The 13,389-nt window shown below is 72.1% G+C and carries 11 protein-coding genes; 3 read left to right on the top strand and 8 right to left on the bottom strand.

The window, feature by feature from the left end; genetic code table 11:
* Positions 1-45 precede the first annotated feature (45 nt).
* Positions 46-1,554, top strand: coding sequence for an amino acid permease (locus AB0927_RS04515; RefSeq protein WP_366666013.1), 1,509 nt, complete (start codon positions 46-48; stop codon positions 1,552-1,554).
* Between the two features lie 30 nt (positions 1,555-1,584).
* Here AB0927_RS04515 and AB0927_RS04510 read toward each other — a convergent pair whose 3' ends face one another.
* Positions 1,585-2,028, bottom strand: a complete 444-nt coding sequence (locus tag AB0927_RS04510) for an NTP pyrophosphohydrolase (RefSeq protein WP_366666012.1) — start codon at positions 2,026-2,028, stop codon at positions 1,585-1,587.
* A 77-nt stretch (positions 2,029-2,105) separates the two neighbouring features.
* Between AB0927_RS04510 and AB0927_RS04505 the strand changes: the two genes are divergently transcribed.
* Positions 2,106-3,122 carry a hypothetical protein gene (locus tag AB0927_RS04505; protein ID WP_366666011.1) on the top strand — a complete coding sequence of 339 codons (1,017 nt, stop codon included), beginning with the start codon at positions 2,106-2,108 and terminating at the stop codon, positions 3,120-3,122.
* A 60-nt stretch (positions 3,123-3,182) separates the two neighbouring features.
* Here AB0927_RS04505 and AB0927_RS04500 read toward each other — a convergent pair whose 3' ends face one another.
* The 5 genes from AB0927_RS04500 to AB0927_RS04480 form a co-directional block, all read right to left on the bottom strand.
* Positions 3,183-5,309 (bottom strand): 3-hydroxyacyl-CoA dehydrogenase NAD-binding domain-containing protein, encoded by a 2,127-nt coding sequence (locus AB0927_RS04500; RefSeq protein ID WP_366666010.1) that lies wholly within the window; start codon positions 5,307-5,309, stop codon positions 3,183-3,185.
* The gene (locus tag AB0927_RS04495; RefSeq protein WP_366666009.1) at positions 5,306-6,523 is read right to left on the bottom strand and encodes an acetyl-CoA C-acyltransferase; all 1,218 of its coding nucleotides are present in this window, start codon (positions 6,521-6,523) and stop codon (positions 5,306-5,308) included. Before AB0927_RS04495 ends, AB0927_RS04500 begins: the two co-directional genes overlap by 4 nt.
* 215 nt (positions 6,524-6,738) lie before the next feature.
* A complete protein-coding gene (locus tag AB0927_RS04490; protein ID WP_366666008.1) occupies positions 6,739-8,028 on the bottom strand; it encodes a ribonuclease D in 1,290 nt (429 codons plus the stop codon).
* 257 nt (positions 8,029-8,285) lie between these two features.
* Positions 8,286-8,945 (bottom strand): response regulator transcription factor, encoded by a 660-nt coding sequence (locus AB0927_RS04485; RefSeq protein ID WP_030777669.1) that lies wholly within the window; start codon positions 8,943-8,945, stop codon positions 8,286-8,288.
* A 281-nt stretch (positions 8,946-9,226) separates the two neighbouring features.
* A complete protein-coding gene (locus AB0927_RS04480) occupies positions 9,227-9,904 on the bottom strand; it encodes a DUF3000 domain-containing protein (RefSeq protein WP_366666007.1) in 678 nt (225 codons plus the stop codon).
* A gap of 111 nt (positions 9,905-10,015) precedes the next feature.
* On the opposite strand from AB0927_RS04480, the gene hemE reads away from it, so the two are divergent.
* Positions 10,016-11,083: a uroporphyrinogen decarboxylase gene (gene hemE / locus AB0927_RS04475; RefSeq protein ID WP_366666006.1), complete on the top strand. Its 1,068-nt coding sequence runs from the start codon at positions 10,016-10,018 to the stop codon at positions 11,081-11,083.
* A 1-nt stretch (position 11,084) separates the two neighbouring features.
* On the opposite strand, the gene AB0927_RS04470 is transcribed toward hemE, so the two are convergent.
* Positions 11,085-11,909, bottom strand: a complete 825-nt coding sequence (locus AB0927_RS04470; protein WP_366666005.1) for a rhomboid family intramembrane serine protease — start codon at positions 11,907-11,909, stop codon at positions 11,085-11,087.
* Between the two features lie 52 nt (positions 11,910-11,961).
* A complete protein-coding gene (locus AB0927_RS04465) occupies positions 11,962-13,347 on the bottom strand; it encodes an FAD-dependent oxidoreductase (RefSeq protein ID WP_366666004.1) in 1,386 nt (461 codons plus the stop codon).
* Between the last annotated feature and the right edge of the window lie 42 nt (positions 13,348-13,389).

The following is a 13,389-nucleotide window of genomic DNA, read 5'->3' as shown; positions in this document are numbered from 1 at the left end:
TCATGTCGAGCCAGGTCGAGGACGACGAGCGTGGGAGGCCGCAACGTGAGCAGCTCGCTCTTCAGGACGAAGAACGTCGAGCAGTCGATCCGGGACACCGAGGAACCGGAGCATGCGCTCAAGAAGTCGCTTTCCGCGCTCGACCTGACCGTTTTCGGTGTCGGTGTGATCATCGGTACCGGCATCTTCGTGCTGACCGGACAGGTCGCCAAGAACAACGCGGGACCCGCGGTCGCCCTGGCCTTCGTCGCCGCCGGCGTGGTCTGCGCCCTCGCCGCCCTGTGCTACGCCGAGTTCGCGTCCACGGTCCCGGTGGCGGGCTCGGCGTACACCTTCAGCTACGCCTCGCTGGGCGAGCTGCCCGCCTGGATCATCGGCTGGGACCTGGTCCTGGAGTTCGCGCTCGGCACCGCGGTGGTCGCGGTCGGCTGGTCCGGCTACATCCGCTCGCTGCTGGACAACGCGGGCTGGCACCTGCCGGGGTACCTCTCCGGCCGGGACGGCGCCCACGGCTTCGGCTTCGACATCCTCGCCGCGATCCTGGTGCTCGTCCTGACCGCGATCCTCGTCGTCGGCATGAAGCTCTCGGCCCGGATCACCTCGCTGGTCGTCGCGATCAAGGTGGCCGTCGTACTCATCGTGATCATCGCGGGCGCGTTCTTCGTCCGCGCCGACAACTACCGCCCGTTCATCCCGCCGGCCCAGCCGGTGCCGGCCGGTGCCAGCCTCAAGGCCCCGCTGGTGCAGCTCATGTTCGGCTGGGCGCCCGCCAACTTCGGCGTGATGGGCATCTTCACCGCCGCCTCGGTGGTGTTCTTCGCCTTCATCGGCTTCGACATCGTGGCCACCGCGGCCGAGGAGACCCGCAACCCGCAGCGGGACGTGCCCCGCGGCATCCTCGGCTCCCTGCTCATCTGCACCGTGCTCTACGTGGCCGTCTCCATCGTGGTCACCGGCATGCAGCATTACACCCAGCTGTCCGTGGACGCCCCGCTCGCCGACGCCTTCAAGTCCATCGGGCACCCCTGGTACGCGGGCGTGATCAGCTTCGGCGCCGCCATCGGCCTGACCACCGTGTGCCTGATCCTGCTGCTCGGGCAGACCCGGGTGTTCTTCGCGATGAGCCGCGACGGGCTGCTGCCGCGCTTCTTCTCCCGGGTCCACCCCCGCTTCCGGACCCCGCACCGGCCGACCATCCTGCTCGGCGTGATCATCGCGATCGTCGCCGGGTTCACCAGCCTCAGCGAGCTGGCCGAACTGGTCAACATCGGCACGCTGTTCGCCTTCGTGGTCGTCGCCATCAGCGTGATCATCCTGCGCAGGACGCGCCCGGACCTGCCCCGCGCCTTCCGCACCCCGTGGGTTCCGTTCGTGCCGATCCTGTCCGTGTGCGCCACGTTCTGGCTGATGCTCAATCTGCCCGCCGAGACCTGGCTGCGGTTCGCCATCTGGATGGTGATCGGGTTCGTCGTCTACTTCCTCTACGGCCGCTCGCACAGCCGCCTCGCCCATCCCGAGCAGCCGAAGCCGGAGCCCGCGCCCCCGATGTCGTGACCGGCGGGACCTTCGAAACAGGCTCCGGCCTCAGCCGAGCACCGCGCGCGGTCCGGTGACCCGCGCGCCCAGCGCCGTCACCCGCCGCCGCAGTTCACGGTCGGCGGTGACGACCAGACAGGTACGGCCCGCCGCCTGTGCGGCCAGCTCCACGATCCGGTCGTCCCCGCTGCCGGACGCCTCCACCACCCGCACCCCGGGCACGGACGGCACCCCGCGGGCGGCGCCCTCGACCACCAGCACCAGGTCGAGCGGCCCGGGCAGTTCCGCCGTACCGGAGTCCGCGTACGCCACCAGGCGGTCGCGCAGCCGCTCGGCGGCCCCGCGCCGGTCGCGCCACCAGCCGTCGGGCACGGATCCGACGACGTTCGCGCCGTCGACGACGAGCAGGGGCAGGACCGCGTCCGAGGCGACCGGGGTGTCGGGGATGCCGGGGGTGTCGGGGGTGCCGGGGGTTTCCGGAGGGTTCGTCATGCCTGCCATGGTGCCTTCGCCGACCGTCGGGGGAGGGCGCGGGCCGGGCGCGGACCGCCCCGGCTTAAAGTGACCGGGTGAACGGAGACTGGCTCCTTCGCGGCCGAGACGGCCGGCTCAGTGTCTACCAGTCGTCGGGCGACGCCGTCCTGTGCCGGGCGGAACTCGGCCCCGGCGGCCCCTGGACCGAGCCGCGCAGGATCGGCGGCGAACAGAAACTGCATCCCGTCCCGGCCGTCGGCCAGGGCGCGGACGGCTATGCCCACCTGGTGTCCTGGCGGCCCACCGCCAAGGGCGAGTCGGGCCTGGTGCACTCCACCCACTTCCGCGCCCGTCTCGCGGCCCTGGACTGGAGCCCGGTCGGCCACCCCGACAAGAAGGGCGACCGCACCGGCCCGCCCGCCGTCGCCGTCGACGCCCAGGGCCGCGCGCATGTCTTCGTGCGCAACGCGGGTGGCGGCGTGAGCATGCTCGCGCAGAAGGAGAAAGGCGGCTGGGAGCCCTGGCGGGACCTCGGCGGCAAGGACGTCCAGGACGGACTCGCCGCGGTGACGGGGGAGTCCGGCAGGGTCGAGCTGTACGCGACCACCCCGCAGGGCGTCCTGTACTGGCGTCAGGAGGCGCCCGGCGCCCAGCCGGTGCTCCAGGAGCCCCTGAAGGCGCCGGTCCGCCCAGGGAGCCTGTACGCCCTCGCCACGTCCGCCGGCAGTACGACGCTCTACTACACCGGCACCGGAGACGAACTGCGCGCCTGGCGGCCGGGCGGCGAACCGGTCACCCTGCTGCCCTCGCCCGGCCACGGCCCGGTCACGGCCGTCCGCTGCGACCTCGACGGCCACGACTGCACCCTGCTGGCCCAGCGCTCGTCGAGCGGCCGCGTCGCCTTCGCCGCCTACCCGACCGAACTGGAGTCCGCGGGCGCCTGGTGGACCGAGTCGGGCCCCCGGCTCACCGTGGACGCCCGGGTGGCCCTCGGGACGGACGAGGACGGCCGGGTGGTGGCGGCGACGCTGTCCCCGTCCACCGGCCGGCTCCTGCTCACCCGCCGCAAGGACGAACCGGGGCTCGCGCTGGAGGCGTGGCGGGCGGTCTGACCGCCCCGGCAGACGAAAGGGCCCCCGCCGAGGCGGGGGCCCGTCACGTCGTCACCGGTGTTACGCGGGGACGCTCGCCACGCCCGGGGCCAGGAACGGCTTGCCGTTCACCCGCTCCGAGACGCCCTCACGGTCCAGGTACGGCGTGATGCCGCCCAGGTGGAAGGGCCAGCCGGCGCCCGTGATCAGGCACAGGTCGATGTCCTGGGCCTCGGCGACGACGCCCTCCTGGAGCATGAGCCCGATCTCCTGCGCCACCGCGTCCAGGACGCGGTCGCGCACCTGCTCCTCGGTCAGGACGACATCGCCCTGCTTGAGAAGCGCGGCGACCTCGGGGTCCAGCTCCGGCGTGCCGCTGTCGTAGACGTAGAAGCCGCGCTTGCCGGCCTCGACCACGGCCTTCAGGTTCGGGGAGACCGTGAAGCGGTCCGGGAAGGCCCGGTTGAGGGTCTCCGAGACGTGCAGGCCGATCGCCGGGCCGACCAGTTCGAGCAGCACCAGCGGGGACATCGGCAGGCCCAGCGGCTCGACCGCCTTCTCGGCGACGGCGACCGGGGTGCCCTCGTCGATGACGTTCTGGATCTCGCCCATGAAGCGGGTCAGGATGCGGTTCACGACGAACGCCGGGGCGTCCTTGACCAGCACCGCGGTCTTCTTCAGCTTCTTGGCGACCGCGAAGGCGGTGGCCAGGGAGGCGTCGTCGGTCTGCTCGCCGCGGACGATCTCCAGCAGCGGCAGGATCGCGACCGGGTTGAAGAAGTGGAAGCCCACGACCCGCTCGGGGTGCTGGAGCTTCGAGGCCATCTCCGACACCGACAGCGAGGAGGTGTTGGTCGCGAGGACCGCGTGCGCCGGGGCGACCGCCTCGACCTCCGCGAACACCTTCTGCTTGACGCTCATCTCCTCGAACACGGCTTCGATGATGAAGTCCGCGTCCGCGAAGCCCTCGGCCTTGTCCAGGACACCGGTGACCAGCGCCTTGAGGCGGTTGGCCTTGTCCTGGTTGATACGGCCCTTGCCGAGCAGCTTGTCGATCTCGGCCTGGACGTAGCCCACACCCTTGTCGACGCGCTCCTGGTCGATGTCGGTCAGCACGACCGGCACCTCCAGGCGGCGCAGGAAGAGCAGCGCGAGCTGGCTGGCCATCAGACCGGCGCCGACGACGCCGACCTTGGTGACCGGGCGGGCCAGGCTCTTGTCCGGGGCGCCGACCGGGCGCTTGCCGCGCTTCTGCACCAGGTTGAACGAGTAGATGCCGGCGCGCAGTTCGCCGCCCATGATCAGGTCCGCGAGGGCCTGGTCCTCGGCGTCGAAGCCCTGCTGGAGGTCACCATTGCGGGCGGCGTCGATGATCTCCAGGGCACGGTAGGCGGCCGGGGCGGCGCCGTGCACCTTGGAGTCGGCGATGAAGCGGCCCTTGGCCACGGCCTGGTCCCAGCCCTCGCCGCGGTCGATCTCCGGACGCTCGACCTCGACGTCCCCGTTGAGGACCCTGGCCGTCCACAGCAGCGACTGCTCCAGGAAGTCGGCACCCTCGAAGAGGGCGTCGGCGATGCCCAGTTCGAAGACCTGCTTGCCCTTGAGCTGCCGGTTCTGGTTCAGCGAGTTCTCGATGATGACCGAGACGGCCTTGTCGGCGCCGATCAGGTTCGGCAGCAGGGTGCAGCCGCCCCAGCCGGGGACCAGGCCGAGGAAGACCTCGGGCAGCGAGAACGCCGGGATCGCCTTGGAGACGGTCCGGTAGGTGCAGTGCAGACCGACCTCGACGCCGCCGCCCATGGCCGCGCCGTTGTAGTAGGCGAAGGTCGGCACGGCGAGGCCCGCGAGGCGCTTGAAGACCTCGTGGCCGCCCTTGCCGATGGCGAGCGCGTGCTCGTGCTCCTTCAGCAGCTCGACGCCCTTGAGGTCGGCGCCGACGGCGAAGATGAACGGCTTGCCGGTGATGCCGATGCCGGCGATCGCACCGTCGGCCGCCTCCTTCTCGACCTGGTCGATCGCCGCGTTCAGGTTCGCGAGCGAGGCCGGTCCGAAGGTGGTCGGCTTGGTGTGGTCCAGGCCGTTGTCCAGCGTGATCAGCGCGAAGCGGCCGGCGCCGAAGGGGAGGTCGAAGTGGCGCACGTGCGCACTGGTGACGACCTCGTCGGGGAACAGGTCCGAGGCCTGCTTCAGAAGCTCGGTGGTGCTCACTTGTCCCCCTCGAAGTGCGGGTTCTCCCAGATGACCGTCGCGCCCATGCCGAAGCCGACGCACATGGTGGTCAGGCCGTAGCGGACGTGCGGCTGCTCCTCGAACTGGCGGGCCAGCTGCGTCATCAGACGGATGCCGGAGGAGGCCAGCGGGTGGCCGAAGGCGATGGCGCCGCCGTACTGGTTGACGCGCGCGTCGTCGTCCGCGATGCCGTAGTGCTCAAGGAAGGCCAGGACCTGGACGGCGAAGGCCTCGTTGATCTCGAACAGGCCGATGTCGGAGATGGACAGACCCGCCTTGGCGAGCGCCTTCTCGGTGGCCGGGATCGGGCCGTAGCCCATGACCTCGGGCTCCACGCCGGCGAAGGCGTAGGAGACCAGGCGCATCTTGACCGGCAGGCCGTGCTCGCGGGCGAAGTCCTCGCTGGCGATGATCGACGCGGTGGCACCGTCGTTCAGACCGGCCGAGTTGCCGGCGGTGACGCGGCCGTGGACGCGGAACGACGTCTTGAGGTTGGCCAGCCCCTCCAGGGTGGTCCCCGGGCGCATCGGCTCGTCGGCGGTCACCAGACCCCAGCCGGTCTCGCCGCCCACGGGGGTGGTGCGGCGCACCGAGATCGGGACCAGGTCCTGCTGGATCTTGCCGTCGGCGTACGCCTTGGCGGCCTTCTCCTGCGAGCGCACCGCGTACTCGTCGGAGCGCAGCTTGGTCAGGCTCGGGTAGCGGTCGTGCAGGTTCTCCGCGGTCATGCCCATGAACAGGGCCGACTCGTCCACCAGCTTCTCGCTCACGAACCGCGGGTTGGGGTCGACGGCCTCGCCCATCGGGTGCCGGCCCATGTGCTCGACGCCACCGGCGATGACGGCGTCGTAGGCGCCGAACGCGATGGAGCCGGCCACGGTCGTCACGGCGGTCATGGCGCCGGCGCACATGCGGTCGATGGAGTAACCGGGCACCGACTGCGGCAGGCCGGCGAGGATGCCGGCGGTGCGGCCGAGGGTCAGGCCCTGGTCACCGATCTGCGTGGTCGCGGCGATGGCGACCTCGTCGATCTTCTTCGGGTCCAGGCCGGGGTTGCGGCGCAGCAGCTCCCGGATCGCCTTGACGACGAGGTCGTCGGCGCGAGTCTCGTGGTAGATGCCCTTCGGGCCCGCTTTGCCGAACGGGGTGCGGACGCCGTCGACGAAGACGACGTCCCTGACGGTACGAGGCACGATGGCTCTCCTCCATGGTGCGGGACGCTGAGCGCTTGCTTAAGCCCATGCTACTTGCGAGTAATGTAGCTGCCCAGTCCTGGCGGGGCCAGCGGCGAAGGTCACACCGAAGGGGCCGCGCCCTGCGGGCACGGGGGAGAGGCGGCGGGCGGCCGGCGGTTCACGTCCGGGCGGGCGGACATCTTGGCGCGATCTCGTCGGCCGGGGCGCCGCCCTTACGCTCCCTTGTCCGACAGCGCGGCCACCAGCACGGGCGTCACCAGCCCGACCTGCCACGGGCGCGCGCCGTACCCGGCGAGCGCGGCGGAGACGGACGCCGCGTCGACCACGGCCGGCGGCTGCCAGCAGACCCGGCGGACGGTGTCGGGAGAGGCGACGTTCTCCTGGGGCATGGACAGCCGCTCGGCGAGCGCGGTCACCGCGGCGCGCGCCGCCGACAGGCGGGCCGCCGCCGAGGGGTCCTTGTCGGCCCACGCCCGCGGCGGGGGCGGGCCGGTCACCGGCTGTCCCGGCTGCGGCAGCTCCGGCTCCGGCAGGGCCTTCGCCCGGTCCACCGCCGCCTGCCACTGCTCCAACTGCCGCCGCCCGGTCCGGTGCCCGAACCCGTGCAGCGCGGCGAGGGCGTGCACATTGCCCGGCAGGGCCAGCGCCGCCTCCACGATCGCCGCGTCCGGCAGCACCTTGCCCGGCGACACGTCGCGCCGCTGAGCGATGCGGTCCCGCGTCTCCCACAGCTCCCGTACGACCGCAAGCTGCCTGCGGCGGCGCACCTTGTGCATCCCGGACGTACGGCGCCACGGCTCCCTGCGGGGCTCGGCCGGCGGGGCGCTCGCGATGGCGTCGAACTCCTGCAACGCCCAGTCCAGCTTGCCCTGCCGGTCCAGCTCCTTCTCCAGGGCGTCGCGCAGGTCCACGAGGAGTTCGACGTCCAGCGCGGCGTAGCGCAGCCACGGCTCGGGCAGCGGGCGGGTGGACCAGTCGACGGCCGAGTGGCCCTTCTCCAGGACGAAGCCGAGGACGTTCTCCACCATGGCGCCGAGGCCGACCCGGGGGAAACCGGCGAGCCGGCCGGCCAGCTCGGTGTCGAACAGCCGGGTCGGGACCATGCCTATCTCGCGCAGGCACGGAAGATCCTGGGTGGCCGCGTGCAGCACCCACTCGACGCCGGACAGCGCCTCGCCGAGCGTGGACAGGTCGGGGCAGGCGACGGGGTCGATCAGTGCGGTGCCGGCGCCCTCGCGGCGCAGCTGCACCAGATACGCGCGCTGGCCGTAGCGGTACCCGGAGGCGCGTTCGGCGTCCACGGCGACGGGACCGGAACCGGCGGCGAAGGCGGCGACCACCTCGGCGAGCGCGGTCTCGTCGGCGACGACGGGCGGAATGCCCTCGCGGGGTTCGAGAAGGGGTGTCGGCGCCTCCGTCACAGAAGATCCGGCGTCGTCCGGAGACGTGTCTCCACTGCTGCGCCGGGTGCTGTCTGCTGCGATGTCTTGGGCGTCGGTCACCTGTCAAGGGTATCCATGCGCGGACGGCGCCCGTCGCCGGAACGTTCCGTCGACGGGCGCCGAGGGGGCGTAAACCAGTCAGCCCGGTGAATCCGCCGGTCCACGGGAGTGAACCGGCCGCTTTCCGGAAGCGGTCGTTTGAAAGGGGAACCGGGGCGGCGGGGAGGGAGCGGGAAGCGGAGCGGGGTGGGGAACAGGATGGGGAGCAGGGAGGGGAACGGAGAGGGGAACGGGGAGGGGAACGGGGAGGGGAGGGGTCAGTGGATGATTCCGGTGCGCAGGGCCACGGCGACCATGCCGGCCCGGTCGCCGGTGCCCAGCTTGCGGGCGATGCGGGCGAGATGGCTCTTCACGGTGAGGGCGGACAGGCCCATGGAGACGCCGATCGCCTTGTTCGACTGGCCCTCCGCGACCAGTCGCAGCACCTCGACCTCGCGTCCGGACAGTTCGCGGTAGCCGCCCGGGTGGCTCGGGGCACCCGGGGGGCGGCGGTGCATACGGGCGGCGGCGCCGAGGGGGGCGGCACCGGGGCGGGTGGGGAGCCCGATGTTGGTGCGGGTGCCGGTGACGACGTAGCCCTTGACCCCGCCGGCCAGGGCGTTGCGCACCGCGCCGATGTCGTCGGCGGCGGAGAGGGCGAGCCCGTTGGGCCAGCCCGCGGCGCGGGTCTCGGACAGCAGGGTCAGGCCGGAGCCGTCGGGCAGGTGGACGTCGGCGACGCAGATGTCGCGGGGGTTGCCGATGCGGGGACGAGCCTCCGCGATGGACGAGGCCTCGATCACATCGCGCACACCGAGTGCCCACAGATGGCGGGTGACGGTGGAACGCACGCGCGGGTCGGCCACGACCACCATGGCGGTCGGCTTGTTCGGGCGGTAGGCGACCAGGCTTGCGGGTTGCTCAAGGAGAACGGACACCAGGCCTCCTGGGTGGGGGGACGGGGCCGGCTTGTGGGGAAGAAGCCGGGACGAACCGTGCTTTCAAGGTCACAGTCGTCTTCGGCAGCAAACCTGTCCGCCTTTAGAGAGTGATCACGATCTAGTGAGTAACAATCTGTGCAATTCGGACACGCGATCGATCATCCGAAGATCGAGTCGGTCCGAGCGAGTGCGATTCCAGTGCGCAATGTGGCCGTATCGACAAAGAGATGGTCAATAAGCGCCCCGGAGGATGACGGCGGTCATGACGCGCCGTCACTTCACCGGGACTGCGGACCCCTGCGCTGCGGCAGCGTCACCACGGAGGCGTCGCCCGGACCGGCCGGCGGCAGCCCCCCGACCTGGGCCAGCAGGTCGCACCAGGAGGCCAGGTGGGCGGCCGTGTCCGGCACCCCGCCGAGCCCCTCGCGCGGCGTCCAGGACGCCCGGATCTCGATCTGCGAGGCGGCCGGCCGGTCGGCGAGACCGCCGAAGTAGTGGGAACTCGCGCGCGTGACGGTGCCGCTCGGCTCGCCGTAGCCGAGGCCGCGCGCCTCCAGCGCCCCGGTCAGCCAGGACCAGCACACCTCCGGCAGCAGCGGATCGGCCGCCATCTCCGGCTCCAGCTCCGCCCGTACCAGCGTCACCAGCCGGAACGTGCCCCGCCAGGCGTCGTGCCCGTCCGGGTCGTGCAGCAGCACCAGGCGACCGTCGGCCAGCTCCTGCTCGCCGTCGACCACCACCGCCTCCAGCGCGTACGCGAACGGCGCGAGCCGCTGCGGCGCGGGGGTCGGCTCCACCTCGACCTGCGGGCGCAGCCGGCAGCCGCGCAGGGCGTCGACCGCGGCCCGGAACGCCGGCGGACCCGCGGCACCCGAGTGCCGGTCCGCCTCCTCGGTGTCCTTCACGTCGCCCAATCCGTCAGCGCCATCCGACATTTGTCCGTGAGCCGCAGCCATGCGGGGAAGAGTAAGGGGAATCGGGCCCCTGCGCAGGCAAGACACCCCGCGACGTGCGCGTGCCCGCCGCCCCCGCGCGGCCCCTTGACGCCGTCGTGCGAGACTTTCCCCGTGACCGCCAACAACGCCTCCCAGGGCAAGCAGCCGACCGCGACGTACGACAGCGCCTTCCTCAGGGCGTGCAGGCGTGAATCCGTGCCGCACACCCCCGTGTGGTTCATGCGCCAGGCCGGCCGGTCCCTGCCCGAGTACCACAAGGTGCGCGAGGGCATTCCCATGCTGGAGTCCTGCACCCGGCCCGAGCTGGTCACCGAGATCACCCTCCAGCCGGTGCGCCGGCACGGCGTGGACGCGGCGGTCTACTTCAGCGACATCGTCGTCCCGCTCAAGGCCATCGGCCTCGACCTGGACATCAAACCCGGCGTCGGCCCGGTCGTCGAGCAGCCGATCCGTACCCGCGCCGACCTGGCCCGGCTGCGCGACCTGACCCCCGAGGACGTCTCGTACGTCACCGAGGCCGTCGGCATGCTCACCCGCGAGCTGGGCCCCACCCCGCTGATCGGCTTCGCGGGCGCCCCCTTCACGCTGGCCAGCTACCTGGTCGAGGGCGGCCCGTCGCGGACGTTCGAGAACGCCAAGGCGATGATGTACGGCGACCCCGAGCTGTGGGCCGACCTGCTCGACCGCCTCGCCGACATCACGACCACCTTCCTCAAGGTCCAGATCGAGGCCGGCGCCTCCGCGGTGCAGCTCTTCGACTCCTGGGCCGGCGCGCTCGCCCCCGCCGACTACCGGAGCTCGGCGATGCCCGCCTCGGCCAAGGTCTTCGACGCGGTCGCGGACTACGGCGTCCCGCGCATCCACTTCGGTGTGGGCACCGGCGAGCTGCTGGGCCTGATGGGCGAGGCCGGCGCGGACGTCGTCGGCGTCGACTGGCGCGTCCCGCTCACGGAGGCCGCCCGCCGCGTCGGCCCCGGCAAGGCGCTCCAGGGCAACCTGGACCCGACCGTGCTGTTCGCCGGCAAGGAGGTCGTCGAGACCAAGGCCCAGGAGGTGCTGGACGACGCCGCGGGCCTGGAGGGCCATGTCTTCAACCTCGGTCACGGCGTGATGCCCAACACCGACCCGGACGCGCTGACCCGGCTGGTGGAGTACGTCCACGGCGCGAGCGCCCGCTGAGTCACCACGTCCGGTAGGGCCGCGCGCGCCTGCCGAACAGCAGGCCGGGCGGCTCCGGCGGGGGCGGGGTGCCGGGTCTGAGGGGCAGGGCGATGAGCAGGCCCACCACGAAGCCGATCACGTGGGCCACGTACGCCACCGTCCCGGTGTCGGAGACCCCCTGCCCGGACGAGTAGACGGCCTGGAGCACGAACCAGAAGCCCAGCACCAGCCAGGCCGGCAGCCGCAGCGGCAGGAACACCAGGAACGGCACCAGCACCCACACCCGCGCCCGGGGCCACAGCACGATGTAGGCGCCGAGCACCCCGGCGATCGCCCCGGACGCGCCGATCAGCGGGTCGGCCGAAGCGGCGTTGAGCAGCGCGAAGCCGTACCCGGCCGCGTAGCCGCAGACGACGTAGAAGACGAAGAAGCGGATGTGGCCCATCCGGTCCTCGACGTTGTTGCCGAAGATCAGCAGGAACAGCATGTTGCCCAGCAGGTGCAGCCAGCCGCCGTGCACGAACATCGCCGTGAACACCGACAGCGGCGGCGACTTGTGGAAGTCGGGCGGTGCCACCACGCAGCCGGGACCCTGCGGGCCGACGCCGACCTGGCCCGTCGGCACCAGTTGCGGAAGCTGATGGTGGATCAGCTCCCTCGGGACCGCCGCGAAGCGGTCCATGAAGGCCTCCAGATGGCACGTCTGCGCCAGACTCCCGCCGCCGGTCAGGGAGCCGGCCATGCCGGGCGTCGACAGGAACACGAGGACGTTCGCGACGATCAGTGCGTACGTCACCCAGGGGGTGCGGCGCACCGGATTGATGTCATGGACGGGGATGACCACACAGGAGTAGTGCCCGGCCGGGCCTCGGCCGACCGGGTGATCCCGGCGCCGGTCAGCCGCCGCCCACCGTCCGGGCCGCCTTGCGCGCCGCCACCAGGACCGGGTCCCACACCGGCGAGAACGGCGGTGCGTAGCCGAGGTCCAGGGCGGTCATCTGCTCCACCGTCATCCGCGCGGTCAGCGCCACCGCCGCGATGTCCACCCGCTTGGCCGCGCCCTCCCGCCCCACGATCTGCACGCCCAGCAGCCGTCCGGTGCGGCGCTCGGCGAGCATCTTGACCGTCATCGGGGAGGCCCCCGGGTAGTAGCCGGCCCGGCTGGTCGACTCGATGGTCACCGCCTCGAACTCCAGGCCCACCCGGCGCGCGTCCTTCTCGCGCAGACCGGTGCGGGCGATCTCCAGGTCGCAGACCTTGCTCACCGCGGTGCCGACCACGCCCGGGAAGGTCGCGTAGCCGCCGCCCGCGTTGGTGCCGATGACCTGGCCGTGCTTGTTGGCGTGGGTGCCCAGCGGGACGTACTGCTCCTGCCCGGAGACCAGGTTCAGCACCTCCACGCAGTCGCCGCCCGCCCAGATGTTCTCGTGGCCGCGCACCCGCATGGCCAGGTCGGTGAGCAGCCCGCCGTGGGCGCCGAGCGGCAGCCCGGCGGCCCGCGCGAGCGAGGTCTGCGGGCGGACGCCGATGCCGAGGACCACCACGTCGGCCGGGTACTCGGCGTGCTGGGTGGCCACCGCGCGCGCCCGGCCGTCCGCGCCGGTGAGGATCTTGGTGACCTCGGCGCCGTTCACCATGGTGATGCCGAGGCCCTCCATGGCGCGGTGCACCAGGCGGCCCATGTCCGGGTCGAGGGTCGACATCGGCTCCTGACCGCGGTTGACGACCGTCACCTCGAAGCCCCGGTCGATCAGCGCCTCGGCCATCTCCACGCCGATGTACCCGGCGCCCACGACCACCGCGCGCCGGCCCCGGGCGCGGGCCAGGGTGTCGAGCAGCGCCTGTCCGTCGTCCAGGGTCTGCACCCCGTGCACCCCGGGGGCGTCCGCGCCCGGCAGCTCCGGGCGGACCGGGCGGGCACCGGTGGCGATCACCAGTTTGTCGTACGACGTCCACGACTCGGCGCCGGAATCCACCTCCCGCGCGCGCACCCGCTGTCCCGGGACGTCGATCTCCGTGACCTCGGTGCGCAGCCGCAGGTCGATGTCCCGGGCGCGGTGCTCCTCGGGGGTGCGGGCGATCAGGTCGTCCCGCTCGGGGACCGCGCCGCCCACCCAGTAGGGGATGCCGCACGCCGAGAACGAGGTGAAGTGACCGCGCTCGAACGCCACGATCTCCAGCTCCTCGGGCCCCTTCCGCCGTCGCGCCTGCGACGCCGCCGACATGCCCGCGGCGTCCCCGCCGACGACGACCAGCCGCTCCCGCCCCTGATGCATGCTCATGGGAACACGCTAAAGGGTCACGGCGGCGGCACGCGGGGGACC

This window comes from Streptomyces sp. NPDC048106 (assembly GCF_040706415.1).
Classification (GTDB): Bacteria; Actinomycetota; Actinomycetes; order Streptomycetales; family Streptomycetaceae; genus Streptomyces.
This window is presented reverse-complemented; position numbering and strand designations above follow the sequence as displayed.